The sequence below is a fragment of the Phaeobacter sp. JH204B genome, assembly GCF_048055755.1.
GTDB lineage: Bacteria > Pseudomonadota > Alphaproteobacteria > Rhodobacterales > Rhodobacteraceae > Phaeobacter > Phaeobacter bryozoorum.
The window spans coordinates 1-24,517 of sequence record NZ_JAYMXF010000002.1; the positions used below are offsets into that span (position 1 = coordinate 1).

Consider the following 24,517-nt stretch of genomic DNA (forward strand, 5'->3'; position numbering starts at 1 on the left):
AAACGCCTGAGACGGCATCCGCGATGCCGGGGAACGGGGGCGGGAGCCTTTTGCGACGCCCCAGGCAGACAGCCCCAGATTGCACGGGGGCGCGCGTGAAAGAGGCTCAGCCCTGCTCGTTCAGCCGGGCCACGTAACGGGCCAGCGTGTCGATCTCAAGATTCACCGCATCGCCAATCGCGACATCCCCCCAGGTCGTCACTTCCTTAGTGTGCGGGATGAAGTTGATGCCGAAATCACATCCGTCGACATCATTCACAGTCAGCGAGGTGCCATTCAGCGCCACCGATCCCTTTGGCGCGATAAAGCGCGCCAGCTCCTGTGGCGCGCGCAGAGTCACGCGGGTGCTGTCCCCTTCGTCGCGGAGATCCACCACCTCGGCCACGCCATCGACATGCCCCGACACGATATGGCCGCCCAGCTCATCACCGACCTTCAGCGCGCGTTCCAGATTGACGCGCTTGCCCAGGGTCCAGCCGTTGCCGCCGATATTGGTCTTGGACATGGTCTCGGCAGAGATCTGCACATCATACCAATCCTCCCCCAGTGCGATCACCGTCAGGCAGACACCGTCAGAGGCGATCGAGGCCCCGATGTCGATGGTTGCAGTGTCATAGCCGGTCTTGATCCGCGCCCGCAGGTCGCCCTGCTGCTCCAGCTCGGTGATGATGCCGATATCGGTGACGATGCCTGTGAACATGGGCGGGCTCCTGCAGGTTGCATATGCGGTTATGGCCGTCTTGGTCGGCCGGCGCCTCTCTGGTAGCCATTGGACCGCCGCGCGGCAAGCCCCGCTGTTGCCGGATAGGCGCGCCCGGGTCGCTGTGGCGCAGAACAGGCCGCCACTGGGCTTGCCTCGCCCAGCCGCGCCAGCCTACCCTTGCGCGGAAAGATGGTTAAATCCGATTAGGGGTTAAGCCATTGTTTGTACAATCGGGATATATTCGGCCCATTATGCACAAGACCGACCATCCACAACGCTGCTTTTTGTTTCTGCAAGGGCCTCATGGCCCGTTCTTTGCCAGCCTGGCAGAGATGTTGCAGGCTGCGGGCTCAGACGTGTGGCGGGTGGGGTTCAACGCCGGCGATCAGGCGTTCTGGCGCGACCGGGCCAGCTACCTGCCCTATCGCGGCGCCCCACAGGATTGGCCCACCCATCTGGAGACGATGCTGGACGACAAGAAGATCACCGATCTGGTGCTCTACGGCGATACCCGCCCGATCCACGCCAAGGCGGTGAGCATCGCGCGGAGCCGCGGCATCCGCGTACATGTCTTTGAGGAAGGCTATCTGCGCCCCTATTGGGTCACCTATGAGCGGGACGGCTCCAACGGCAACTCGCGGCTGATGGACATGCCCGTGGAGCAAATGACCGCAGCGCTTGCGCTCTCCGATATGGAGGCGCCGCTGCCCCCTTCACATTGGGGCGATACCCGACAACATGTCATCTACGGCGCGCTTTACCACGGCTGTGTTATGCTGCTCAATCAGGGGTACCGCCAGTTCCGCCCGCATCGGGCGCTGCCGGTCACCCGCGAATTTCAGCTCTATCTGCGCCGCCTGCTGCTGATGCCAATTCAGGCCCTGGAACGCCGATTGGCGACCCGGCGCATCCGCAACGGCGGCTTTCCCTATCATCTGGCCCTGCTGCAACTGGAACATGACAGCGCCTTTCAGGAGCATTCCCCCTTTGCCAGCCTCACGGATTTCCTGACCGAGGTGTTCCAGGGCTTTGCCGAGGGCGCGCCGCGCCATCACCATCTGGTGGTCAAGGCGCATCCGCTGGAAGATGGCCGTGTTCCGATCCGGCGCGCAGTGCGCCAGCTGGCAAAACACTACGGGCTGGAACAGCGCGTCCACTACGTGCGTGGCGGCAAGCTCGCCACCCTCCTGAACGAGGCCCGCACGGCGGTCACGGTGAATTCAACGGCCGGCCAGCAGGTACTCTGGCGCGGCATCCCGCTGAAGGTGTTTGGCAGGGCGGTCTACGACAAGCCCGAATTTGTCTCCACCCAACCCCTGCCGGAGTTCTTTGCCGCGCCCGCACGACCGGACAATCGCGCCTATAAGGATTATCGCCGCTATCTTCTGGAAACCTCGCAGCTCCCCGGTGGCTTCTATTCCCGCAAGGGCCGCCGCCAGCTGCTGCGGCAGGTGGTGGATATGATGCTGGCGCCGGAGGACCCCTATCAGGCGCTGATCCAGGGGACAGCGGCACCGCGGCAACAGTTGCGTGTGGTGAACTGACGAGGCAGACCTCCAAGGCTGGATTTTTTCAAAACACTGCGCTAGCTTGGCCTTAAAACTTGAGGCAGAACAATAATAGGTCGAGGAGACCGAGCAGTGAAAACCGTTCCCTTGCAATGGGCGCGCCCGGTTGCGATTCTGGCCGCAGTCACGCTGGCAGCATCCTGTGGCCTGCCCCAGGTCGGCCCGAACAAGCGTCAGATTTATGCCGGTTCCGTGCAAAAAGAAGGCGATGCCTTCATTGTATCGGTCAATGATCGCGTGACCCGCGCCACCGCCGTTGTCCCGGCGCTTGGCTTTTCCGAAAGCTTCCGCAGCGCCGGTCAGCTGACCTCCGACGTGATCCGCCCCGGTGACGTTCTGGGCCTCACCGTCTGGGAAAACGTCGATGACGGGCTCTTGGCGGCAGAGGCCACCAATGCCACGGTGCTGGAAGAGGTGCAGGTCGACAGCGCCGGCTTTATCTTCGTGCCCTATGCCGGTCGGCTGCGCGCCTCAGGCAATACGCCGGATCAGCTGCGCCGCACCATCACCAAGAAACTCGAAGATCAGACCCCCGACCCGCAGGTTCAGGTCCGCCGCCTCGCAGGCGATGGCGCCACTGTCAGCCTGACCGGGGCTGTCGGAGGACAGGGGGTTTACGCGATCGAACGTCCGACACGGACGCTGGCCACCATGCTGGCCCGCGCCGGCGGCGTCGCGATTGAGCCGGAAAACGCCCAGATCACCGTTATTCGTGGTGCGGAGCGCGGCACCATCTGGTTCCAGGATCTGTTCAAACACCCCGAGCTGGACATCGCCCTGCGCGGCGGTGACAAGATCCTGGTGGAAGAGGACAGTCGCTCCTTTACTGCTTTGGGCGCAACCAGCGCGCAGGCGCGTGTCCCGTTTGAAAGCCAGAACCTGTCCGCACTTGAGGCCATCGCCCAGGTCGGCGGTCTGGTCTCCACCGCATCAGATCCGACAGGCGTCTTCGTCTTGCGCAATGAGCCTGCGGAAATCGCCAATCAGGTGCTCGGGCGCAACGATCTGATCGGGGCGCAGCGGCTGGTCTACGTGCTGAACCTGACCAAGCCCAACGGGTTGTTCGTGGCGCGCGACTTCGTGATCCGCGATGCCGACACGCTCTATGTGACCGAGGCACCCTACGCCCAGTGGACCAAGACCATCTCGCTTCTGGCCAGCCCGCTGGCGCCAATCGCCAGCGTCGAAAGTTTGGCCAGCGGCGGCTGATGACATGACGGGAACAGACCCGACGACAAGGGCCGGGGGCATTCGCTCCCGGCTTTACTATTTCAACGCCGGTTTCCTGCGCCAGCGGCGGCTGCGGCGCATCCTGTCACTGGCGGGCTATGACCTGCGGCTGGGCAAGCCGACGGCAGAGGATCTTGTCGCGGTCTGGGGCAATGCCGATACCGCTCATCGTGGTCTGGCCGTGGCGGCGGCACAGGGCTGTGGCCTGCTGCGGGTCGAAGACGCGTTTCTGCGCTCGATCTATCCCGGCCGTGAGGGAGAGCCGCCGCTGGGCTTGCTGCTCGACCGGTCAGGGTTGCATTTCGATCCCGCCACCCCCTCGGATCTGGAGCAGCTGCTGGCCACGCACCCGCTGGATGACAGCGCGCTGATGCGCCGCGCCCGCCGCGCGATTGCCCGGCTCCAGGACGCCCATCTGAGCAAATACAACGCCTATTCGCCAAACGCGCCGGTGCCGGAACCGGGTTATGTTCTGGTGATTGATCAGGCCCGCGGCGACGCCTCCGTGCGCGCATCCACCCCTCATGAAGGAACCGATCACGCGCGCTTTCAGGAGATGCTTTACTATGCGCAGGACGAACATCCCGGCGCCCGCATCATCATCAAATCCCATCCGGAGGACCGCGCAGGCCATCGCCCCGGTTACTATACCGCCGCAGACGCGCAGAGACGGGTCGAGATCCTTGATGCGCCGGTCTCGCCCTGGGCGCTGCTGGAGGGCGCCATCGCCGTTTATACCGTGTCTTCGCAGATGGGGTTCGAGGCCATCCTCTGCGGTCACAAACCCCGCGTTTTTGGTCAGCCCTTCTACGCGGGCTGGGGCCTCAGCGAGGATGAATTCCCGATCACCCGGCGCCAGCGCCGCCTGACCCGCGCGCAGCTGTTTGCGGCGGCGATGATCCTCTATCCGACCTGGTACAGCCCCTATCACGACCGGCTCTGCGAGCTGGAGGAGGTGATCGACGCGCTGGAGGCCGAAGCCCGCGCTTGGCAGCAGGATCGCGCAGGCTGGATCGCCTCAGGAATGCGGCTGTGGAAACGACGGCCGCTGCAACAGTTCTTTGGCCGCTACCGACGTCTGCGGTTTAGCGACAGCCCCAAGGTCGCGCGCGCCAGCGGGCGCAACTGGATGATCTGGGCCGGGCGCACCGGCACCGGGCAATCTCCGGGCGCCCATCGTGTCGAGGACGGGTTTCTGCGGTCCCGCGGGCTGGGGGCGGCGCTGGTGCCGCCACTGTCGCTGGTCGTCGACCGGCAGGGTATCTACTACGATCCGCATCAGCCCAGCGACCTGGAAGACCTGATCGCCGCCCGCGCGACCCTGACCGCCCAGCAGCAACAGCGCGCCGAGAACCTGACCCGGCGGCTGGTGCAGGACAGCCTGTCGAAATACAACCTCGGCGGAACGGTCCCGAACCTGCCCGAGGGGCACCGCATTCTCGTGGTCGGACAGGTGGCAGATGATGCCTCGGTCCGTCTGGGATGTGAGAAAATCGCAACCAATGCCGACCTGCTGCGGGCGGCCCGTGCGGCCAACCCGGACGCCGTGCTGATCTACAAGCCGCACCCGGATGTGGAGGCCGGGCTGCGCGACGGTAGCATCGCCGCCGAGGGGCTGGCGGATGTGGTCGTGCCCGACAGTGACCCGATGGCGCTTCTTGACATGGTGCATGAGGTCTGGACGATGACCTCGCTTCTGGGCTTTGAAGCGCTGCTGCGTGGGGTCAAGGTGACCACGGTTGGCGCACCGTTCTATGCGGGCTGGGGGCTGACCCGGGATCTGGGCGCGGTGCCCGTTGCCCGACGGCAGGCCCGCCCCTCCCTGATGGGGTTGGTCCATGCCGCGCTGATTGATTATCCGCGCTATGTGGATCCGGTCAGCGGCCTGCCCTGTCAGGTCGAACTGGTGGTGGAGCGGCTGGCGAAGGGCGATATTCCTGCCCCGGGCACCGCCACCCGGTCCCTGGCAAAGCTTCAGGGGCTATTCTCCACCTATGCGCATCTCTGGCGCTAGGCTGCTGCCATTAGGCGACCTAGCCCAGTGAACGGGCCCAACGGTGCTGGATATCTGCCCCAACGGGACGCATGTCGATCAGATCAAAGCGCGGCGCATCGGCCAAACCCTTTAGGCCCATGCTGCCAATTGAGGACAGACCATCACCCCCGATGGCCAGCCCGGCAGTGAAGCCAATCAGCTCATCCACCAGATCCTGCGCCAGAAGCGAGGCCGCAAGCGCGCTGCCGCCTTCGCAGAAGACGCGTGTCAGACCCGCCTGCCCCAGCTGCTGCAAGACATCAGCCGCATCCAGCTGCTGACCCTCTGCGGCGCAGGGCAGCAACCGCGCGCCCAACCCTTCCCAGGCGCGCAGGCGCTCAGCATCGGCGCCGGTCCCATGGCAGATCCAGACCGGGATATTGCGTGCACTGCGTGCCAGCTGCCCCATCAGCGGCAGGTCGAGATGTCGCGAAATCACCACCCGCACGGGCTGACGGCTCACCCCAAGATCCCGCACGGTCAGTGACGGGTCATCCGCACGGGCAGTCCCACCACCCACCATCACCGCATCATGGCGTGCCCGCATCGCGTGGACGGCACGGCGGGCCTCGGGTCCGGTGATCCATTTGCTCTCGCCCGCAGCGGTGGCAATACGGCCATCAAAGCTGCTCGCAAGCTTCAGCGTCACAAAGGGGCGCCCTTGTTCCGTCTTCAGAAAAAAACCGGCATGATCCCGCGCCGCCGCGTCCGAGCACACCCCGGTGGTGACCTCGATACCGGCATCGCGCAGCATCGCAAACCCGTGGCCTGAAACCCGTGGATCACTATCTTCCATGGCTGCCACCACCCGCGCCACGCCAGCGTCGATCAGGGCCTGAGCACAGGGAGGTGTCTTACCGGTATGAGAACAGGGTTCCAGCGAGACATAGGCGGTAGCGCCGCGCGCCAGTGCACCGGCCTGGCGCAATGCCTCGGTCTCCGCATGAGGGCGGCCCCCCGGCTGGGTCCAGCCCCGGCCGACAATGCGGCCTTTGCGCACGATCACACAGCCGACAGCCGGGTTCGGCCAGCATTGCCCCTGCCCCCGTCGTCCCAGCGACAGGGCCAGCAACATATAGCGCGTATCCCCAGCCCGCATCCGTCCGGAGGCGTTCACTCTTCCGGCGCCTCCGGCGGGCGCAGCTCGTGAACGAAATCCTCAAAATCATCCGCCGCCTGAAAGTTCTTGTAAACACTGGCAAAGCGGACGTAGGCCACGGTATCTATACGGGCCAGCGCCTCCATCACGATTTCACCGATCTTCTTGGACGGGATATCGGTCTCACCCATGCTCTCCAAGCGCCGCACGATGCCCGAGATCATCTGATCTATGCGTTCCGGTTCAATCGGGCGTTTCTGCATGGAAATGCGGATCGAGCGCTCCAGCTTGTCGCGGTCGAAATCTTCACGTTTGCCATTGGTCTTGATCACCACGAGGTCACGCAACTGCACCCGCTCATAGGTGGTGAAGCGGCCACCACAGGCCGGGCAGAACCGGCGCCGCCGGATCGAAACGTGATCCTCAGCAGGGCGCGAGTCCTTTACTTGGGTGTCGATATTTCCGCAAAACGGGCAGCGCATCAGCTGTCCCCCCTGTTCCAGTCCGCCGGTCAACCGGACGCCGCTGCGCCCTTATCCACAACTATATGGCAGCCTCTAGGGTTTGGGTAGAGGTGAATTAAGACCACAAGATGCCGGGGCTTAAACCAAATGCGCGATCACCCTGCGGCTGTGCGCTGCGTCGCGATGCTCGAACAGGTAGATGCCCTGCCAGGTGCCCAAGGCAGGCCGCCCGGCGGTCACCGGGATCGACAGGCTGACAGGCAGGATCGCCGCCTTGATATGGGCAGGCATATCGTCTGGCCCCTCATAGGTGTGGCGCAGATAGGCCATCGACGGATCGGACGCGGGCGGCACCAGACGCGACAGATAAGCGAGGAGATCGCCCTGCACCTCCGGATCGGCGTTTTCCTGGATCAGCAGCGAACAGGAGGTGTGCCGCACAAAAAGCGTCAGCAGCCCGGCGTCGCAGGGCGCGCGCGATACCCAGTCCACGATCTGATCGGTGATTTCATACAGCCCCTGCCCGCGGGTGGAGACGGTGAACTCTGCCTGCATGGATCACCTCGATGCCCAAACTTCTGCCCGGCTATCAGTTACGGCTGCGAAAGGGGAAAATCCAGTCTTCGCATTTGCCATAGGCCGCATTGGCACGAAACGCATAGCCGGGCGTCAGGATATCACCGGTCCAGTTGCCGGTGAATGGCGTCACCCCGGCGGCGGCCGGATCCAAGGTGAACCGCACGGCGGAGCGTGCACCGGTGGTGCTGCTGGCCCCGATGCCGTCGACGGCGTAGATCTTTGTCTGCCAGGGCAGTCCGAGCGATTTGCGCACATAATCTCCGGCGGCACACCAGTAGTCGGATTTCAGCGCCCCGGCCCGTCCGATCACCTCAAACTGACTCGCCCCCGCGGGCACGACCTCCAGCCGGTTGATCGCACGAAAGGCGGATGCCGGCACCGCCAGCGCCAGAAGGCCAAGCCCAACACCCAAAACGGCGAGTGCCGTCCGGCGTGGTCCAGCCCGACGGCCCCTGGAGATCTGACGCGCTCTGCGGAATTTGAAACTGGGAAAGCCGGTCATGATGAACCTCGCCTATTGCGAATGAGGGCGACGGTCAGAAGCGAACAAAGGCGGTGGTGCACTGGTGATCGGCCTCCTGAACGCTGAGCCGGTCACCAACGCGATAGGCATTTGTCCGTTTCAGCCAACTGTCGGGACGATCACTTGCAACCGGGCTCAGGCTGAAATGCACGGTGGATTTACGGTTCACGGCGACGCCCTCGCCGACACCCCGCGCGACATAGATGCTCTGCCCCCAGTCGGCACCAAGCGCGCGGCGCGCGTAGTCCGCCGCGCCACACCAGAATGCCGAGCGCACTGCGCCCTGCGGCGGGACCACTTCGAAACTGCCGTCAGGAAGAGCAAAGACACGCGCCTGATCGACGGTCACATGACCTGTCGGGGTTGCTTCGGCGCAGGCTGACAGCGCAAGCGCCGCCGCAATAGTCACAGAAAATAGTCGCATGATGCCTATCCTTGATGAGTAATCCAGCCCGCGGCTCTGAGGATGCGCGCGCAAGCTGACCTGCGATCTGCGCGAAGCCCCAGGTTAGAGATAGAGGGCCACCGGCAGGATTCCAGATACCGCCGACCACGGCCAGTCACAACTGTTCACATTCAACGCTGCCGAAACGGGCCCATCACCTGCGCAACCAATCGGGCACTCGCCGCGTTGAGCGGTCAAACAACCACAAGACAGAGGATCCTCCCATGGCTCAGAAAACCCTGTTCATCACCGGCGCATCCAGCGGCATCGGCGCAGCAACCGCGCGTGCGGCCCACAAGGCAGGCTGGAACGTCGGCCTGTTCGCCCGGTCCGAAGACAAGCTCAACAGCCTCGCCGAGGAACTGGGCGACGGCGCCCTGGCCTTGCCGGGAGATGCCACCAAATTCGAGGATCAGGTCGCCGCCCTACAGCATCTGCGCGACAGTTTCGGCCAGATCGACGCAGCCTTTGCCAATGCCGGGACCGGTCTCAACACTCCCGGGACGGAAAACGGCGACCCCTCGGAATGGCATGACATGGTTCATATCAACATCATGGCCCTGCTCTACACGGCAAAAGCCGCTATCCCGCATCTGAAACCGCAGAAAGGGCATATCGTGCTGACCGGTTCGGCGGCAGGGCGGGTGCATATCCCCGGCTCCATCTATGGCGCCTCAAAATGGTTCGTCCATGGCTATGGCGGCAATCTGGCCGAAGAGATGAAGGACTGGGGCGGGCGCTGTACCGTGGTTGCGCCGGGGATGGTGGACACCGCGTTCTTCGACGAAGCCAAGCCCGACAAGCTCCAGCCCGAAGACGTGGCCGATGCCGTTGTCTTTGCGCTGGAGGCCGACCCGCGCAATGCCGTGCGGGAGGTCTTCCTGATGCCGACCGGCTGAGGCCGCACGCGCCGCAGCACTGCGGGGGAGTAACGCCCATAAAAACATCCGGAAGGGTCACCCCTTCCGGATGTGTCACCTCAGGCGCGGTGACGCGGCGGTGCCTATGGCCCGCTCAATGACGTCGGTCGGTGGGAAACGGAATGATTTCAGCTGTTTGCCCTTCGGTTAGGGCGGTCGCCAGCACCTCCAGAACATCTGGATCTGCGGCATCTCCTGCGCCCGCACCAAAGCACTGGCAGGCGCGGTCCATCAACATCGCCCGGGCAGCAGGGGCTTCCATCTGTTCAAGCAGGGCGCGATCTTTGCGCATGATTTCGACAAGAAAGGCATTCGCCTTGGTCAGCGCGCTGAGCGAGCGGAGCTTGTCGTCCAGCACATTAAGTGCCTCGTTCAAATTCGAATGATGCGCCATTGGACCCCTCCGATCTCGCAAAGTTAACATATTGGTAACTTAGGTATTCGCGGCTCAAAAACAATCGCTGACTGTTAGGAATGGTTAACAACGCCACCCAGACAGGCGGGCCGGGCTGCGACGGGCTGGACCCGCAAAATCCATGCCGAACCGCCCCCTGCTGCAAGGCACACAGCAAAAAGGCGCCCCACCGGGGCGCCTGTTCTGTTCGGATATCAACTGCCGCATTACTGGTCGAGGAAGCTGCGCAGTTTGCGAGACCGGCTCGGGTGCTTGAGCTTGCGCAGCGCCTTCGCCTCGATCTGGCGGATCCGCTCGCGGGTCACGCTGAACTGCTGGCCCACCTCTTCCAGCGTGTGGTCGGTGTTCATGCCGATGCCAAAACGCATCCGCAGAACCCGCTCCTCACGCGGGGTGAGCGAAGCCAGCACGCGGGTGGTGGTTTCCTTGAGGTTTTCCTGAATGGCGCTGTCGAGCGGCAGCACGGCATTCTTGTCCTCGATGAAATCGCCCAGCTGGCTGTCTTCCTCGTCCCCGATCGGGGTTTCGAGAGAGATCGGCTCCTTGGCGATTTTCATCACCTTGCGGACCTTCTCCAGCGGCATCTGGAGCTTTTCGGCCAGTTCTTCCGGCGTCGGCTCGCGGCCGATTTCATGCAGCATCTGGCGGCCGGTGCGAACCAGCTTGTTAATCGTCTCGATCATATGGACCGGAATACGAATGGTCCGGGCCTGATCCGCGATGGAGCGGGTGATCGCCTGCCGGATCCACCAGGTCGCATAGGTCGAGAACTTGTAACCGCGGCGGTATTCGAATTTATCCACCGCCTTCATCAGGCCGATGTTGCCTTCCTGAATGAGGTCAAGGAACTGAAGGCCGCGGTTGGTGTATTTCTTGGCGATCGAGATCACCAGACGCAGGTTGGCCTCAACCATTTCCTTCTTCGCCTGACGGGCTTCTTTCTCACCCTTCTGGACCTGCTGCACGATGCGGCGGAATTCAGAGATGTCGAGACCGACATACTGACCGACCTGCGCCATATCGGCGCGCAGCTCTTCGACCTTGTCGGTGGAACGTTCGACAAACATCTGCCAGCCCCGTCCCGGCTTGTCCGCCATATCGGCCAGCCAGTTCGGATCCAGCTCGCGGCCACGGTAGGCATCCACGAACTCGCGACGGTTGATACGGGCCTGATCCGCCAGTTTCACCATCGAGCTGTCGATCTGCATGACACGGCGGTTGATGCCATAAAGCTGGTCGATCAGCGCTTCGATCCGGTTGTTGTGCAGGTGCAACTCGTTGACCAGCAGAACAATTTCAGACCGCAGAGACTGATAGATCTGCTCATCCTGCGCGCTGAAAGAGCCATCTTCGTTCAGCGTGGCCGAAATCCGGCTGTCCTGCATTTCGCTCAGCTGTGCATAGTCGGAGGAGATCTGTTCCAGCGTGGTCAGCACCTTGTCCTTCAGCGCCGCTTCCATCGCGGCAAGGGACATGTTGGCCTGATCGTCCTCGTCCTCGTCGTCGTCCGATGCAATCGGGTTGCCGTCAGCGTCGAGCTCTGGACCGGTGTCTTTCGCCACAGGTTTGCTCGCGGCAACGACAGAGGTATCCACCACCGGCTCGCCAACTTCACCGTCTTCGTCCAGCTGGTTGCCGAACGTCGCCTCGAGGTCGATCACATCGCGCAGCAGAATGTCTTCGGACAGAAGTTCGTCATGCCAGATGGTGATCGCCTGAAAGGTCAGCGGGCTCTCGCAGAGACCGGCGATCATCGTGTTGCGGCCAGCTTCGATCCGCTTGGCGATGGCGATCTCGCCTTCGCGGCTCAGCAGTTCGACCGATCCCATTTCGCGCAGATACATGCGGACGGGATCGTCCGTGCGGTCCAGCTTCTCAGCTGCCGCGCCAGCCACCGCCACTTCGCGGTTGCTGTCGGTGGTCACCAGATCGGTCGAGCCCTTCTGCTCTTCCTCTTCGGCTTCCTCATCTTCGATGATGTTGATGCCCATTTCGGAGAGCATCGACATCACGTCCTCGATCTGCTCCGAGCTTACCTGATCCGGCGGCAGGACCTGATTGAGCTGATCATAGGTGATGTAACCCTTCTCGCGCGCTTCGGCGATCATCTTCTTGACCTGAGCCTGGCTCATGTCGAGAGAGATTTCGGGCTCCTGATCGTCAGGTTTGCGGTCGTCGGTATCTTTGGCGGCCATTCAATGCTCCTCGTCGGGGCTGGGGCGATTCGGTTTCGCGAATCATTATCGCGATCCGCTGATTCGTCACCCGGTTTACCCGTTTTTCTTTCGCTCTTCCTTAGCAAAACGACCTGACTGCGGCGCAGCGGTCACTTCTTGGAGTAGCCAATTCGTTCCAAAAGGGCTCCGAAAGCGTCGCGTTCCTCACGGTTCAGACGCGCTCCGTTCTCCCCCACATCATATTGCGCTCGGTCTTCGTTCTCACTGCGCACGGCTTTGTTGCGCGCTTCGGCAGCCTGTCCCAGCCGCCATGTCACAGCCTCATCAGCCAGCCCGTCCAGATCCTCTTCCGCCTCGGCCAGCTCTGCATCCAGGCCCCGGCTTGCCTCCAGCTTGGCAAATTCCTCCGCCAGGGTCAGGCTGGCGATTTCCACATCGCCGGGACGACGCAGACAGGGGCTGATTGCCACATGGCGAAGCGCAAAGAGGTTTTCAAGGGCATGGCTGCCGGCAGCCTGTGCAATTTCCTCTTTCAGCCGTTCAGGCGCATCGACACCATGACGCAGCACCAGATCGCGCAGCAGCGCGTGATCCGAGCCGACACAGGCCATACGTTCCAGATTGACCTCATATTTTGCAATCACCGCCGGTGTGGTGATCACCGTCGCCAGAATCACTGCCTCACGGACGCGCACCAGCGCTTCCTCGCTGCCGCCAGCAAGCAGCGAATTACGGGTCGTCTCCAGCGGCTGTGGTGGGGCGTTCTTGCCGCGCCAGGGCATCCGGGCACCATCGCGGAAACCACCAGCCTTGCGGAATTTTCCAGCGCTGTAATTGCCCTGATTGCCCGCCTGAGCCGGGGTGACGGACGGCGGCGGCGCCTCATAACCGGGATCAACTCCACTGTCGTAGCCCGGATCGTAGCCGCCATCATAATCGCCGCCAAAGTCGGGATCGCCCGCAACTCCAAAGCCCGGATCAAAGCTTGGCCCCGGATCAAAACCGGTATCAAACCCCGGATCCGGCAGCGCGTCGAACCCGGCGTCCAGCCCCGGTGCCGCTGTCGCTTCGCGCGGGCGCCCGCCGCGAAACAGCTGCCAGCGCAGATCCTGCAGATCCTCGCCATAGTGGCGGCGGATCGAGGGATCGCGGATCAGCCGGATCTTGTCGCGCAGCGCCTTGTCCAGCGCGGCCTTGCGCTCGGGGCTGTCGAAAACCTTGCCTTCCGTTTCGCGCTGCCACAGCAGCCGCACCATCGGCATCGCCTGATCAAGCACCCTCTGCACCGCCTCCGGCCCTTCGGCTCGGATCAGGTCATCGGGGTCCTTGCCCTCGGGCATCAGCGCAAACCGCAGGGATTTCCCCGCCTCAAGCAAGGGCAATGCCAGATCAATCAGCCGCATCGCCGCGCGCAGACCAGCGGTATCGCCGTCCAGCGCGATGATCGGCTCATCCGCAATGCGCCACAGCATCTGGAGCTGGTTTTCGGTGATCGCAGTGCCCAGAGGCGCCACCGCCGCCTCAAATCCGCCCTCTGCAAGGGCGATCACATCCATGTAGCCTTCGGCGACCAGCAGCTGGCCGGATTTCCCCGACGCGGTGCGCGCAGGCCCGTGATTGTAAAGGCTGCGCCCCTTGTCAAACAGCGCGGTCTCCGGCGAGTTCAGATATTTCGCATTGTCGCGCGGATCCATGGCTCGGCCGCCAAAGGCGATCGCCCGCCCGCGCGCATCGCGGATTGGAAACATGATCCGGTTGCGAAAGGTGTCATAGGGCTTGCCGCCTTTGTTCGAGGGTTTGGCCAGCCCCGCACCCATGATCAGCTCTTCCGGCACACCCTTGCCGCGCAGCGCGTCCCATAGGTTCTGCCAGCCGTCAGGGGCAAAACCGATCTCCCAGCGTTCCAGGGCCTGACCCGTCAGCCCGCGCCGCGCAAGATAGCTGCGCGCAGCCTCACCCGACCGCGTGTTGAGCTGAAGGCGGAAAAACCGCACCGCCTGTTCCATCACCTCGGCCAACTGGGCCCGGTGGTCCTGCTTCTGCTGGGCCTTGGGGTCGCGGGCGGGCATTTCCATCCCCGCCTCCTGCGCCAGGATCTGCACCGCCTCCATGAAGCCGACGTTCTCCGTCTCCTGCACGAATTTCAGCGCATCCCCTTTGGCATGACAGCCAAAGCAGTAATAGAAACCCTTGCGGTCATCGACGTGGAAACTGGCGGATTTTTCATGGTGGAAGGGGCATGGCGCCCACATGTCGCCCTTGCCCTGATTCGATTTTCGCTGATCCCACATGACCTTGCGCCCGACAACCTGAGAGAGGCTGACGCGAGTGCGCAATTCATCAAGGAACCCGGGGGGAAGCGACATCTCAGTTGCTCTGCAACTGCTTCTGCATCTTCTGGATCTGATCCCAATTCGCCAGACATTGCTGCTGCAGCAGCGCGCCGAAGTCATTGTCGCGCAGATCGCGCTTGCGCAGACTGTAGATATGCGCGGTCAGCTGCGGAATGGCTTTGCTGTACTGCTCGGGCCAGGCGGGATCACTGTCCAGAATCGTCTGGGCAACATCAGCCTGTTTCACACGGTCCAGCCGCGCCTGCTGCACGGCCGCCATGACCTGCCCTTGATACTTGCAGCTTTCTTCTTTTTTTTCAGCGGCATAGGCTGGCGCGGCCAGCAAAGCTGCGACAAGGGCAAGACGGATCATACACTTGGCTCCCGGAATCAGTTGGTGATCCCCGAGATTACCCCCGTGCCGCAACAGCTTCCATCGCTGTTTTCAGATCATCCACAAGTGTCTCCGCCATGGAGCGGAACACCATGATCTGCAGGCTCTTTGGCCCGAGCCGGGTGACCGAGGCCGCCATGTGCTTCAGCTCGCATCGGACGGTATGGCCGCGTTTGAACACGGCGGGCCGCAAATCCACCGGGCAGAGCCGTGCCAACACCGCGTCGCCCTGCGCGCCTTCCAGAAGCACCACGGCCCAGCCATCGCTCTGATCGGTCAGCGCGGCATGATCTGCCAGCGCAGGATCCGGCCGCACGCCGGACAGCAGCGCCAGCTCACGGCCAAACCAGATAATCCGCGCCCCAGCCTTGCTGTTGCTTCGGTTCGGCTTCGGCCAGCGCAGCCCATGCGCGGCCGACAGCACTTCGGAGAGCGCGGCTTCTTGACCGGCGTAGGGCGCGAGGGTGGTCATTTCCTCCAGCGTCGCCTCCCTCAGCGACAGATCCCCCACCTGCACAGGCAGCAGCCCCGCACAGGGCGATTTTGCAATCAGCTTAACCACGCGCACGCTCCCCCTCTGGATCAAAGAACACCGGCTCGACAATCTCGCAGAGCACGTCCAGCCCTGCCGTGTGATCCACCATGCGGATCGGATCGCCAATCCGGTCTGGACCGGCCTTTATCAGCGCCAGACCAATCGTATGCCCCAAGGTCGGCGAATAGCAGACCGAGGTGACATAACCCTGATCATGTGGCCGGTCGACCGGATCCTCCGGGTCAAACAGATGCGCCCCGGCGGTCAGCTGCTGCACCGCGCCGGTGGGTCTGATCCCGACCAGCCGCATCCGCGCCTTGTCGACGAGCCCCTCGCGCAGGGCCATCGCGCGACCGACACAGGGTTTGCCGGAGCGGAGCATCCCACCGAACCCCAGATCATGCAGCGTCGCGGTGCCGTTGATCTCGGCATGGGTCAGAAACCCTTTTTCAATGCGCAGCACATTCAATGCCTCCAGCCCATAGGCCCCACCGCCAAGCGCTTCCGCCCGGCGCAGCAATTCGCCAAACAGGCTCTCGCCATAGCGCGCAGGAACCGCCAGCTCATAGGCCCCCTCGCCCGAGAAAGAGATGCGGAACAGCCGCGCCGTGACCTCTCCCAGCGCAACTGCGCCACAGGCCATGAACGGCCAATCCTCGCTAACAAATGCCGCGCCGAGGAGATCCTGCAACACCCTCCGCGCCTTCGGGCCTGCGATGGAAAACTGCGCCCACTGCTCGGTCACAGAATGGATCCGCACGTCCCACTCCGGGTGCAGCGCCTGGCTCACGAATTCCAGATGCGCCATCACCTGCCCGGCCGCTGCGGTCGTGGTGGTCATCACATAGTGGTCTGGCGCCAGACAGGCGGTGGTGCCGTCATCCATGACAAACCCGTCTTCGCGCAGCATCAGCCCATAGCGCACCCGACCGGGTTGCAGCGTGGCAAACCCATTGGCATAGACATAGTCCAGTAACCGCGCGGCATCCGGCCCCTGAATGTCGATCTTGCCAAGGGTGGAGACATCCGCCACCCCAACCGCATTGCGCACATACCCGACCTCGCGATCGCAGGATTGCCGCCAGCTGGTTTCACCCTGTTTTGGAAAATAGCTGGCGCGATACCACAGCCCCACCTCCATCATATGCGCGCCCATATCCTCGGCCAGCGCATGGGATGTCAGCAGCCGACGCGGCGCAAAGCCGTGATCCTGCGCGCCTGCCCCCATCACCCCGATCGGCACCGGCACATAAGGCGGGCGAAAAGTGGTGGTGCCGGTCTCGGGAATGCTGCGGCCCGTGGCCTCGGCCAGCACCGCCAGAGCCACCACATTGGAGCTCTTGCCCTGATCGGTGGCCATGCCTTGCGTGGTGTACCGCTTCATATGCTCGACCGAGCGGAAATTCTCGCGCCCCGCCTGACAGATGTCCTTGACCGTCACATCGTTCTGGAAATCCACCCAGGCCCGCCCGCGCCCCGGCACCGACCACAGCGGCGTCACCCGGCAGGGCGCATCCTCGGCCTCCGGCAGCTCCACGGGCACAGCGCGCCTGCCCAGCGCCTCTAGCGCGCGTGCGCCCGCCTCCGCCCCATCCCGCAAGGCCGCCGCAGTGGAGAAAGCTCCGCCACAGGCCCCGGCAACCGCCAGCCCCGGCACCGCGCGCTCCTGCGGCACAAAACAGGCCAGATCGCGCCGCCAGCGCGGCCGCCCGTTCAGGTGACAGGTCAGATGCAGCGTCGGATTCCAGCCACCGGACATGGCCAGACAGTCGGTCTGCAGCTTTTCCTCCCCCGCAACAGAGCGCAGCGTCAGGCTTTCCAATCGCTGACGGCCTGAGGCATTGCAGACCTGAGCGCCCCGGATCACCCGGAACTCATCGCTCTGTGGTGCGTCATGGCGGCTGTCGATGACCGCCGCGACATGAACACCCGCCGCCGCCAGATCCCGTGCCGTCCGATGAGCATCGTCATTGTTGGCAAACACCGTCACCCGCTCTCCGGGCGCCACCCCCCACCGATTGAGGTAGCTTCGCACCGCACCTGCCATCATGATGCCGGGTCGGTCGTTATTGGCAAAGGCCACCGGCCGCTCCAGCGCGCCGGATGCCAGGATCGCGCGTTTTGCCACCAGCCGCCAGAAACAGCTGCGCGCAGCCTTGCCGGACCCGGCAGCTGTGGTTTCAAGCGCACCATAGGTGCCCTGATCATAGACCCCGGTCACCGTGGTCGAGGCCATGCGCCGCACATTGTCCAGACTGTCCAGCTCCGCAACCACAGCCGCCACCCAGTCCCGTGCAGGCTGCCCTGCGATGGTCTCGCGCTCGCTCAGCAGGCGACCACCGGGCGCGCTATCTTCGTCACAAAGGATCACATCCGCACCACCCCGCGCCGCCGTCAGCGCCGCCATCAGACCCGCAGGTCCCGCGCCGATGACCAGAAGATCACAGAACCCAAATGCCTTTTCGTAGGTCCCGTCATCCGGCGCCCCGGACAACGCCCCCAGCCCTGCTGCACGACGAATGACCGGCTCGTAGATCTTCTCCCAGAAGATCGCAGGCCACATGAAGGTCTTGTAGTAGAACCCCGCGCCCAGAAACGGGGCCGCCAGATCATTGACGGCCATCACATCAAAGCCCACCGAGGGCCAGCAGTTCTGGCTCCGCGCCGCCAACCCCTGGTAGACCGGCAGGGTGGTGGCGCGCAGATTGGGTTCCTGCGCCGCCCCCTCGCCCAGGGTAACCAGCGCATTGGGCTCCTCGCTGCCCGCGGTCAGGATGCCGCGTGGCCGATGATATTTGAACGAGCGCCCGACAAGGTGAATGTCATTGGCCAACAGCGCCGCCGCCAGCGGCTCACCTTCATGCCCCCGCAACACACGCCCATTGAAACTGAAATCGACCTCGCGCGGCTCTGCCATGCCGCCCCAACCTGCAACCCGCATCAGCCCGCCTCCCCGGTTGCCGCAGGCGCGGCGGCGAGCATCTCGTGATTTGAGGTGTCGCGCCGCACCCTGATCCAGCTGCCACAGCCGTGCTGATGGTACCACCATTCCTCCAGCGGGCCTGCCGGGTTGAGCCGCAGATGGACATGAGCATGCCAGACCTCGAGGGGCGCGCCCTCCTCCGGCGCCTCCAGCACCGCCCCGCGATAATAGAACTCGCGACGATCACGCTCACCGCAGAGCGGACAGGTAATCCTCATGACGGGCGCCCTTTCACCTTTCCAGAAATACTCAAATACGCCGTCACGCCAGCCACGACGCCGGCGCGGACCACGCGATGGTCAATGCAGGTTATGCTGCGCACCGGTCGCCTCCTCATCCATCAGGCCTCGACCGGTCTCAAACCGGTCCAGCCGGAACGCTGCCGCCGCCTGATGCGGGCGATCCGTGGCGATCAGATGCGCATAACACTGCCCCGAGGCAGGGGTTGCCTTGAAGCCGCCATAACACCAGCCCGCATTGAGATAGAGACCCTCAATCGGCGTGCGATCAATGATCGGCGATCCGTCCGGCGTCATATCCATGATGCCGCCCCAGCTGCGCAGCAGCCGCGCCTTGCCGATGGCCGGCAGCATCGCCATGCAGGCCTCCATCGTGTGTTCCACCATCGGCAGATTGCCCCGCGCCGCATAAGAGGCATAGAGGTCGAGATGGCTGCCAAACACCAGCCCCCCCTTGTCGGACTGGCTGATATAGAGATGCCCCTCCGCAAAGGTGATGACGTGGTCGATAATCGGCTTCAGCCCTTCGGAGACAAAGGCCTGGAGCACATGGCTCTCGATCGGCAGGGTCAGCCCCGCCATGGCCGCCACCTGGCTGGAGCGCCCGGCGGCGGCCATCGCAACCTTGCCCGCGCGGATCAGACCACGGGGGGTTTCCACCCCGATGACCTTGCCGCCCTCGGTCCGAATGCCGGTGACCTCGCAATTCTGCAGGATATCGACACCGCGCTGATCCGCCCCCCGCGCAAAGCCCCAGGCGACCGCATCATGGCGCGCCGTGCCCGCCCGCCGCTGCAACAGCGCCCCCTGGATGGGAAACCGGTTATTGTCATAGTTCAGCAGCGGCACCATTTGGCGCAGCTGGTCACGGGACAGGATCTCGGCATCATCGCCCTGATTGATGATCGCATTCGCCCGCCGCACCGCGCTGTCGCCCTGCGCGTCATTGTGGAACACGTTCAGGATCCCCCGCTGCGACATCATCGCATTGTAGTTCAGATCCTGCTCCAGCCCCTCCCAGAGCTTCAACGAATGGGAATAGAACTCCGAATTGCCGGGCAGATAGTAATTCGCCCGCACGATGGTGGTGTTCCGTCCGACATTGCCACCGCCGATATAACCGCGCTCCAGCACGGCGATATTGCGCATCCCGTGGTCCTTGGCCAGGTAATAGGCCGTGGCCAGCCCGTGACCACCGCCGCCGATGATCACCGCATCATATTCGGGTTTGGGATCCGGGTCGCGCCAATGGGCCTGCCAGCACCGGTTGCCTGTCAGCCCTTCGCGCAGCACACGCCAGCCAGAAAATCGCATCCCCGCTCCCCCCTTTGTATCCCGGTTGATCCCCCGGTCGTCCGCAGGCCAGGCCACCTGCACCCGCGGTGATCTCATGCCAGCCGCCGCGCCCTCATGGGCGACAGTCTGGCGCGTTCCGCATCCCGATACCAGCCCTGATGCACCGATTGGCCCGCGCCCTGTTCCCGGTTCCAGCCCTGGCCGGGACACCCGTGCCGACCGGTGCTGCACCTGCCCTGATCCGCCCTTGCAAACGACACCGCCCGCTATCAGCAGCACATTCAATACACATGTGTCCAGAGCAAAGAAGCCAGCGTTGCCGGATCGCGCCTCGGGCCTGGCCAGCGGGCCGCCTTGATCGCAGCGCTACTGCTTTATCGGGGTTTCCTAAGGGCATCGGCGGCATTCCAACGCGTCGCAGCGGACATCCAAAACGCAAGAAACCCCGCCAAGCTGGCGAGGTTTCCTGTAGGTCGGGCGCAAAACCGCGTCAGCGCCCGGTGTGTTTGCGGGGCCCCGATCCGGTTCGGGTCCTTCGCGTGACGATCAAAGCCCCTTGGCGCGGTAGCTCTTGGCGACCTTGTCGATGGACACCAGATAAGCGGCGGTGCGCAGATCGGTGACATCGTCGCGGCCATGCCAGACCTCGCGCATGGACTGATAAGCCGTGCGCATAGTGTCATCGAGCCCCGACCGCACCAGCTCCAGCTCATCGGCGCCCCGCAGGTAGCGTTCCTTGAACTTCGGATCCAGCGTCCAGGTCTTGCCCAGGCTTTCCGACAGCGCTTCCAGCTCATCCACGACCAGCTGATGGCGTGCCTCTTCCTGACGGCGCTGCATCCGGCCAAAACGGATATGGCTGAGGTTCTTCACCCACTCGAAGTAGGAAACCGTCACACCACCCGCGTTGGCATACATGTCGGGAATGATCACCACGCCCTTCTTGCGCAGGATCTCGTCAGCGCCCGCTGTGATTGGACCGTTGGCCGCCTCGATGATCAGATTCGCTTTCACGTTTGCCGCGTTGGAGAGGTTGATCACCCCTTCCAGCGCCGCCGGAATCAGGATGTCACAGGCCTCCTCCAGCAGAACCGCGCCGTTTTCGACGTAGCGGGCATCCGGGTAACCGGTGACGCCGCCATGGTTGGCAATCCAATGGGACACCGCTTCGATGTCCAGACCGTTTTCATCGACCAGACCGCCATCGCGTTCGATCACTGCGGTGATTTTGGCACCGTCTTCGGACATCAGGAACTTTGCCGCGTGGTAGCCCACGTTGCCCAGACCCTGAACGATGACCCGCTTGCCGTCCAGCTTCCCTTCGAGACCGGCCGCAGCCACGTCCTCGGGGTTGCGGAAAAACTCGCGCAGAGCGTATTGCACGCCACGGCCGGTGGCCTCCACACGGCCGGCAATCCCGCCGGCATTCAGCGGCTTGCCGGTAACACAGGCCTTGGCGTTGATGTCGGTGGTGTTCATCCGCGCATATTGGTCGGCGATCCAGGCCATCTCGCGTTCGCCGGTGCCCATATCAGGGGCCGGAACGTTCTGCGACGGGTTGATCAGGTCGCGCTTGGCCAGCTCATAGGCAAAACGGCGGGTGATGAGTTCAAGCTCATGTTCTTCATACTGGCGCGGATCAATGCAGAGCCCGCCCTTCGAGCCGCCAAACGGCGCTTCGACCAGCGCACATTTATAGGTCATCAGCGCCGCCAGCGCCTCAACCTCATCCTGGTTCACGCCCATCGAATAGCGGATACCGCCTTTGACGGGTTCCATATGTTCGGAATGAACCGAGCGATAGCCGGTGAAGGTCTGGATGCCTCCACGCAGGCGAACGCCAAAACGCACCGTATAGGTCGCGTTGCAAACCCTGATTTTCTCTTCCAGGCCTGGTGGCAGGTCCATCAGGGCAACTGCCCTGTTGAACATCAGGTCCACACTCTGGCGAAAACTGGGTTCTGTTGCACTGCTCATCAGGCTGTACTCCGTGCTTCTGCGTCGACTCAGTGAGATAGTGTTCGGACACTATGACTCTTGGATTAAGAAGGTGCGACCTTTTTGACCATTCCCATGCAAAAAGATTTATTTTTAGGCAATTTGAAAACAGTGGGCATTTGACTGAGTCGCCTCTTGCTCGCAGCTACCGTCGATTTGTTCGCAGCGCCCGAACAACCGGCGCGCCGAGACCTCATTGGGCCTGGAATTGACGACAATTCGCGCGATTTGGTCCGGTATACGCCCCAATTCCGCCACCTTCATAAAGCATTAATAAGTGTGAAATTCCATTTCTGATGGCGCTGTGCCGGGGGGTTAAGCGGCTGGGGGTTCGACTTATGACTACGCGTTTTGACAAGATATCCATCGCAGCCCGCAAGGCCTGCCTGACCGCCTGTGTCCGTGGCGATGCGCGGCTGCGGGCGTTCCGCGCGGATGAATCGGGCGTGCTGCTGAAACCCATGGTGGGATTTCTGCTGTCGATGCTGGCCGTCGGCGGGATCGGCGTCGATCTGATGCGCATGGAGCGCGACCGGACTATCCTGCAATATACGCTCGACCGTGCGGTTCTGGCAGCAGCTGACCTCGATCAGCCACTGCCGCCTGCAGTGGTTGTTCAGGATTATCTCAACAAGGCCGGGCTGAACAAATATTACACCCCACCGGTGGCCGAAACCGGGATCGGTTTCAAAAAGGTGCAGAGCACCATCGACACCACATTTGAAACCCATATGCTGAAATTCTCCAGCGGTCAGGACATGCCTCTCTACGCGACCTCGCGCGCAGAAGAGAGCATTGACGGGCTGGAGATTTCACTGGTGCTGGATGTCTCCGGCTCGATGAACTCCAACAGTCGCCTGACCAACCTCAAGGTTGCGGCCAAAGACTTCATCGACACGATGGTCGCCAATACCATCGACAACAAGATGTCGATCTCGATCATCCCCTACGCCACTCAGGTCAGCCTCCCGGCGGATTTGATGGACCAATACACAACGACCGATGAACACGAATACTCCAACTGTGTGAATTTCACCGGCGCCCATTTCCAGAGCACCGCCCTGTCGACCGGGATCGAGCTGCAGCGCACAATGCACTTCAGCCCATGGTCCAGCGGTGATTACCGTCGCAGCTCGGACCTCGTCGCAAGCCCCGTCTGCGAAGATCGCGCAGACCGCGAGACGCTGCCGCTCCAGAAAGATGCAAACACACTGAAAACCTTCATCGACAACCTCTACGCAAGAGGCAATACGTCGATTGACGTCGGTATGAAATGGGGGACCGCCCTGCTCGATCCCTCCGCCCGCCCGGCCATCAGCGCGCTGGCCTCGGGGGGCGCTTCTATGGTTCCGGCAACCTTTGCCAACCGGCCTGCGAATTTCAACGACAGTGAAACCGTCAAGGTCATCGTCCTGATGACCGACGGTCAGAACACTGCGCAGTATTATGTGGAGCAGGATCACCGTGAGGGGCCATCCGACGTCTGGTACAATTCGGCGGCGACCGGATCCAATCCGCGCTATTCGCTCTATGACCCGCAGCGCGACAAATACTGGTGGGATCGCCTCAACCGCTGGGAAGACCACGCCTATGGTCAGGGCAGCTACCGCAAATGCGACAGCTATAGCTGCTGGTGGCAGGACGAACAGGGCGAGCCTGCCAATGTGCAACGGCTGAGCTACGCGGATCTCTTTGCCGACACGTCGCTGAAGTATCTCTATTCCAACCTCTATGGCGACTGGATGGGGCAGTCCTCGGCGCGCAGCGTCTGGTACTACGGTGTCTATGACTACTGGAACACCAGCGTCAAAAACGCCCGCACCAGCGCCATCTGCACCGCTGCCAAGAATCAGGGCATCGTGGTCTATACCATCGGCTTTGAAGCGCCCAGCGGCGGCACTGCGGTGCTGAAGGACTGTGCCAGCTCGGATGCCCATCACTTTGACGTCAACGGGCTGGAGATCAACGACGCTTTTGCCTCGATCGCCACGTCGATCCGCCAGCTGAGGCTGACCCAATGACCTGTCACCTCCCGCATAAGGGCCTCCATCGGCTGCGCCGGGCGCTGCGCCTGTTTCGCGATCGCGAAGACGGCAATGCCACGGTTGAATTTGCCATCGTGATCCCGGCCTTTCTGTTCCTGCTGATGAATACGGTGGAACTGGGCATGATCACCATCCAGCAGTCGATGCTGGAGCGGGCGCTGGATCAGACCGTGCGCGGCCTGCGCCTGTCGACCGGCGTGCCCAAACAGCACAATGAAATCCGCGATGAGGTCTGTAGCCGGTCCGGGTTTATTCGCGACTGCGGCACGTCGCTCAGGCTGGAAATGGTCCAGGTCGACCCCTACGCCTGGATGCCCGTCGATCCCGAGCCCGATTGCATCAACCGGGTCGAGGACGTGCAGCCGGTCCGAACCTTCGTGACAGGGGCGTCAAACGAGCTGATGTTCATCCGCGCCTGCATGGCGTTCAAGCCGGTCTTTCCCCACTGGGGCCTGGCCGATGACATGGACAATGACGCCGACGGCCGGATCCGCCTCTATGCGACCTCCGCCTTTGTTCAGGAGCCTCGGTAAGCC

21 protein-coding genes are annotated in these 24,517 nt (G+C 62.9%); 6 read left to right on the forward strand and 15 right to left on the reverse strand.

The annotated features are described in order from the left end of the window. Positions 1-106: 106 nt before the first annotated feature. Positions 107-700 carry a riboflavin synthase gene (locus VXL81_RS00010; protein ID WP_416552382.1) on the reverse strand — a complete coding sequence of 198 codons (594 nt, stop codon included), beginning with the start codon at positions 698-700 and terminating at the stop codon, positions 107-109. Positions 701-954: 254 nt separating this feature from the next. Between VXL81_RS00010 and VXL81_RS00015 the strand changes: the two genes are divergently transcribed. The 3 genes from VXL81_RS00015 to VXL81_RS00025 all read left to right on the forward strand — a co-directional run bounded on the left by VXL81_RS00015 (position 955) and on the right by VXL81_RS00025 (position 5,515). Beyond that, the gene (locus VXL81_RS00015) at positions 955-2,247 is read left to right on the forward strand and encodes a capsule biosynthesis protein (protein ID WP_416552384.1); all 1,293 of its coding nucleotides are present in this window, start codon (positions 955-957) and stop codon (positions 2,245-2,247) included. Between the two features lie 96 nt (positions 2,248-2,343). Beyond that, positions 2,344-3,480 (forward strand): polysaccharide biosynthesis/export family protein, encoded by a 1,137-nt coding sequence (locus VXL81_RS00020; RefSeq protein ID WP_340544981.1) that lies wholly within the window; start codon positions 2,344-2,346, stop codon positions 3,478-3,480. 4 nt (positions 3,481-3,484) lie between these two features. Then, positions 3,485-5,515: a capsular polysaccharide biosynthesis protein gene (locus VXL81_RS00025; protein ID WP_416552386.1), complete on the forward strand. Its 2,031-nt coding sequence runs from the start codon at positions 3,485-3,487 to the stop codon at positions 5,513-5,515. Positions 5,516-5,534: 19 nt separating this feature from the next. On the opposite strand, the gene ribD is transcribed toward VXL81_RS00025, so the two are convergent. From ribD to VXL81_RS00050, 5 genes are all read right to left on the reverse strand, one after another. Beyond that, entirely contained in the window at positions 5,535-6,611 is a 1,077-nt protein-coding gene (gene ribD, locus VXL81_RS00030; RefSeq protein WP_416534818.1) for a bifunctional diaminohydroxyphosphoribosylaminopyrimidine deaminase/5-amino-6-(5-phosphoribosylamino)uracil reductase RibD, read from the reverse strand. Positions 6,612-6,649: 38 nt separating this feature from the next. Then, a complete protein-coding gene (gene nrdR / locus VXL81_RS00035; protein ID WP_340544979.1) occupies positions 6,650-7,117 on the reverse strand; it encodes a transcriptional regulator NrdR in 468 nt (155 codons plus the stop codon). Between the two features lie 120 nt (positions 7,118-7,237). Further along, positions 7,238-7,654: a secondary thiamine-phosphate synthase enzyme YjbQ gene (locus VXL81_RS00040; protein ID WP_340544978.1), complete on the reverse strand. Its 417-nt coding sequence runs from the start codon at positions 7,652-7,654 to the stop codon at positions 7,238-7,240. Between the two features lie 34 nt (positions 7,655-7,688). Continuing rightward, complete coding sequence (locus tag VXL81_RS00045) at positions 7,689-8,180, reverse strand: hypothetical protein (protein ID WP_416552388.1); 492 nt, start codon at positions 8,178-8,180, stop codon at positions 7,689-7,691. Between the two features lie 34 nt (positions 8,181-8,214). After that, complete coding sequence (locus tag VXL81_RS00050; protein WP_416544093.1) at positions 8,215-8,625, reverse strand: hypothetical protein; 411 nt, start codon at positions 8,623-8,625, stop codon at positions 8,215-8,217. Positions 8,626-8,870: 245 nt separating this feature from the next. Here VXL81_RS00050 and VXL81_RS00055 point away from each other — a divergent pair, with 245 nt between their 5' ends. Beyond that, the gene (locus VXL81_RS00055) at positions 8,871-9,545 is read left to right on the forward strand and encodes an SDR family oxidoreductase (protein WP_416534804.1); all 675 of its coding nucleotides are present in this window, start codon (positions 8,871-8,873) and stop codon (positions 9,543-9,545) included. A gap of 115 nt (positions 9,546-9,660) precedes the next feature. Here VXL81_RS00055 and VXL81_RS00060 read toward each other — a convergent pair whose 3' ends face one another. From VXL81_RS00060 to VXL81_RS00100, 9 genes are all read right to left on the reverse strand, one after another. Next, positions 9,661-9,960 (reverse strand): hypothetical protein, encoded by a 300-nt coding sequence (locus tag VXL81_RS00060; protein WP_416534803.1) that lies wholly within the window; start codon positions 9,958-9,960, stop codon positions 9,661-9,663. 227 nt (positions 9,961-10,187) lie between these two features. Then, positions 10,188-12,176: an RNA polymerase sigma factor RpoD gene (gene rpoD, locus VXL81_RS00065; RefSeq protein ID WP_416544091.1), complete on the reverse strand. Its 1,989-nt coding sequence runs from the start codon at positions 12,174-12,176 to the stop codon at positions 10,188-10,190. 131 nt (positions 12,177-12,307) lie between these two features. Further along, a complete protein-coding gene (dnaG, locus tag VXL81_RS00070) occupies positions 12,308-14,524 on the reverse strand; it encodes a DNA primase (RefSeq protein WP_416552390.1) in 2,217 nt (738 codons plus the stop codon). Between the two features lies 1 nt (position 14,525). Then, positions 14,526-14,864, reverse strand: a complete 339-nt coding sequence (locus tag VXL81_RS00075) for a hypothetical protein (protein ID WP_416552392.1) — start codon at positions 14,862-14,864, stop codon at positions 14,526-14,528. Between the two features lie 37 nt (positions 14,865-14,901). Continuing rightward, complete coding sequence (locus VXL81_RS00080) at positions 14,902-15,447, reverse strand: sarcosine oxidase subunit gamma (RefSeq protein WP_416539314.1); 546 nt, start codon at positions 15,445-15,447, stop codon at positions 14,902-14,904. Next, the gene (locus tag VXL81_RS00085) at positions 15,440-18,361 is read right to left on the reverse strand and encodes a sarcosine oxidase subunit alpha family protein (RefSeq protein WP_416552394.1); all 2,922 of its coding nucleotides are present in this window, start codon (positions 18,359-18,361) and stop codon (positions 15,440-15,442) included. Before VXL81_RS00085 ends, VXL81_RS00080 begins: the two co-directional genes overlap by 8 nt. Next, positions 18,361-18,621, reverse strand: a complete 261-nt coding sequence (locus VXL81_RS00090) for a sarcosine oxidase subunit delta (RefSeq protein ID WP_416534798.1) — start codon at positions 18,619-18,621, stop codon at positions 18,361-18,363. The genes VXL81_RS00085 and VXL81_RS00090 overlap by 1 nt, the downstream gene beginning before the upstream one ends. An 81-nt stretch (positions 18,622-18,702) precedes the next feature. Beyond that, positions 18,703-19,956, reverse strand: coding sequence for a sarcosine oxidase subunit beta family protein (locus VXL81_RS00095; RefSeq protein ID WP_416552396.1), 1,254 nt, complete (start codon positions 19,954-19,956; stop codon positions 18,703-18,705). A 528-nt stretch (positions 19,957-20,484) separates the two neighbouring features. Then, on the reverse strand, positions 20,485-21,915 hold the full coding sequence (locus tag VXL81_RS00100) for a Glu/Leu/Phe/Val family dehydrogenase (protein WP_340544963.1): 1,431 nt from the start codon (positions 21,913-21,915) through the stop codon (positions 20,485-20,487). Between the two features lie 359 nt (positions 21,916-22,274). On the opposite strand from VXL81_RS00100, the gene VXL81_RS00105 reads away from it, so the two are divergent. Together VXL81_RS00105 and VXL81_RS00110 are read left to right on the forward strand one after the other, a co-directional pair. Beyond that, positions 22,275-23,957 (forward strand): pilus assembly protein TadG-related protein, encoded by a 1,683-nt coding sequence (locus tag VXL81_RS00105; protein WP_340544962.1) that lies wholly within the window; start codon positions 22,275-22,277, stop codon positions 23,955-23,957. Continuing rightward, a complete protein-coding gene (locus VXL81_RS00110) occupies positions 23,954-24,514 on the forward strand; it encodes a TadE/TadG family type IV pilus assembly protein (protein ID WP_416540471.1) in 561 nt (186 codons plus the stop codon). Before VXL81_RS00105 ends, VXL81_RS00110 begins: the two co-directional genes overlap by 4 nt. Positions 24,515-24,517 lie beyond the last annotated feature (3 nt).

Coding starts and splice junctions, on each gene's coding strand:
- VXL81_RS00100 (WP_340544963.1), bottom strand. CDS start 21,915: ATGAGCAGTGCAACAGAACCCAGTTTTCGCCAGAGTGTGGACCTGATG.
- VXL81_RS00055 (WP_416534804.1), top strand. CDS start 8,871: ATGGCTCAGAAAACCCTGTTCATCACCGGCGCATCCAGCGGCATCGGC.
- rpoD (WP_416544091.1), bottom strand. CDS start 12,176: ATGGCCGCCAAAGATACCGACGACCGCAAACCTGACGATCAGGAGCCC.
- VXL81_RS00025 (WP_416552386.1), top strand. CDS start 3,485: ATGACGGGAACAGACCCGACGACAAGGGCCGGGGGCATTCGCTCCCGG.
- VXL81_RS00110 (WP_416540471.1), top strand. CDS start 23,954: ATGACCTGTCACCTCCCGCATAAGGGCCTCCATCGGCTGCGCCGGGCG.
- VXL81_RS00075 (WP_416552392.1), bottom strand. CDS start 14,864: ATGATCCGTCTTGCCCTTGTCGCAGCTTTGCTGGCCGCGCCAGCCTAT.
- VXL81_RS00050 (WP_416544093.1), bottom strand. CDS start 8,625: ATGCGACTATTTTCTGTGACTATTGCGGCGGCGCTTGCGCTGTCAGCC.
- nrdR (WP_340544979.1), bottom strand. CDS start 7,117: ATGCGCTGCCCGTTTTGCGGAAATATCGACACCCAAGTAAAGGACTCG.
- ribD (WP_416534818.1), bottom strand. CDS start 6,611: ATGTTGCTGGCCCTGTCGCTGGGACGACGGGGGCAGGGGCAATGCTGG.
- VXL81_RS00015 (WP_416552384.1), top strand. CDS start 955: ATGCACAAGACCGACCATCCACAACGCTGCTTTTTGTTTCTGCAAGGG.
- VXL81_RS00010 (WP_416552382.1), bottom strand. CDS start 700: ATGTTCACAGGCATCGTCACCGATATCGGCATCATCACCGAGCTGGAG.
- VXL81_RS00090 (WP_416534798.1), bottom strand. CDS start 18,621: ATGAGGATTACCTGTCCGCTCTGCGGTGAGCGTGATCGTCGCGAGTTC.
- VXL81_RS00095 (WP_416552396.1), bottom strand. CDS start 19,956: ATGCGATTTTCTGGCTGGCGTGTGCTGCGCGAAGGGCTGACAGGCAAC.
- VXL81_RS00105 (WP_340544962.1), top strand. CDS start 22,275: ATGACTACGCGTTTTGACAAGATATCCATCGCAGCCCGCAAGGCCTGC.
- VXL81_RS00045 (WP_416552388.1), bottom strand. CDS start 8,180: ATGACCGGCTTTCCCAGTTTCAAATTCCGCAGAGCGCGTCAGATCTCC.
- VXL81_RS00040 (WP_340544978.1), bottom strand. CDS start 7,654: ATGCAGGCAGAGTTCACCGTCTCCACCCGCGGGCAGGGGCTGTATGAA.
- VXL81_RS00085 (WP_416552394.1), bottom strand. CDS start 18,361: ATGCGGGTTGCAGGTTGGGGCGGCATGGCAGAGCCGCGCGAGGTCGAT.
- dnaG (WP_416552390.1), bottom strand. CDS start 14,524: ATGTCGCTTCCCCCCGGGTTCCTTGATGAATTGCGCACTCGCGTCAGC.
- VXL81_RS00060 (WP_416534803.1), bottom strand. CDS start 9,960: ATGGCGCATCATTCGAATTTGAACGAGGCACTTAATGTGCTGGACGAC.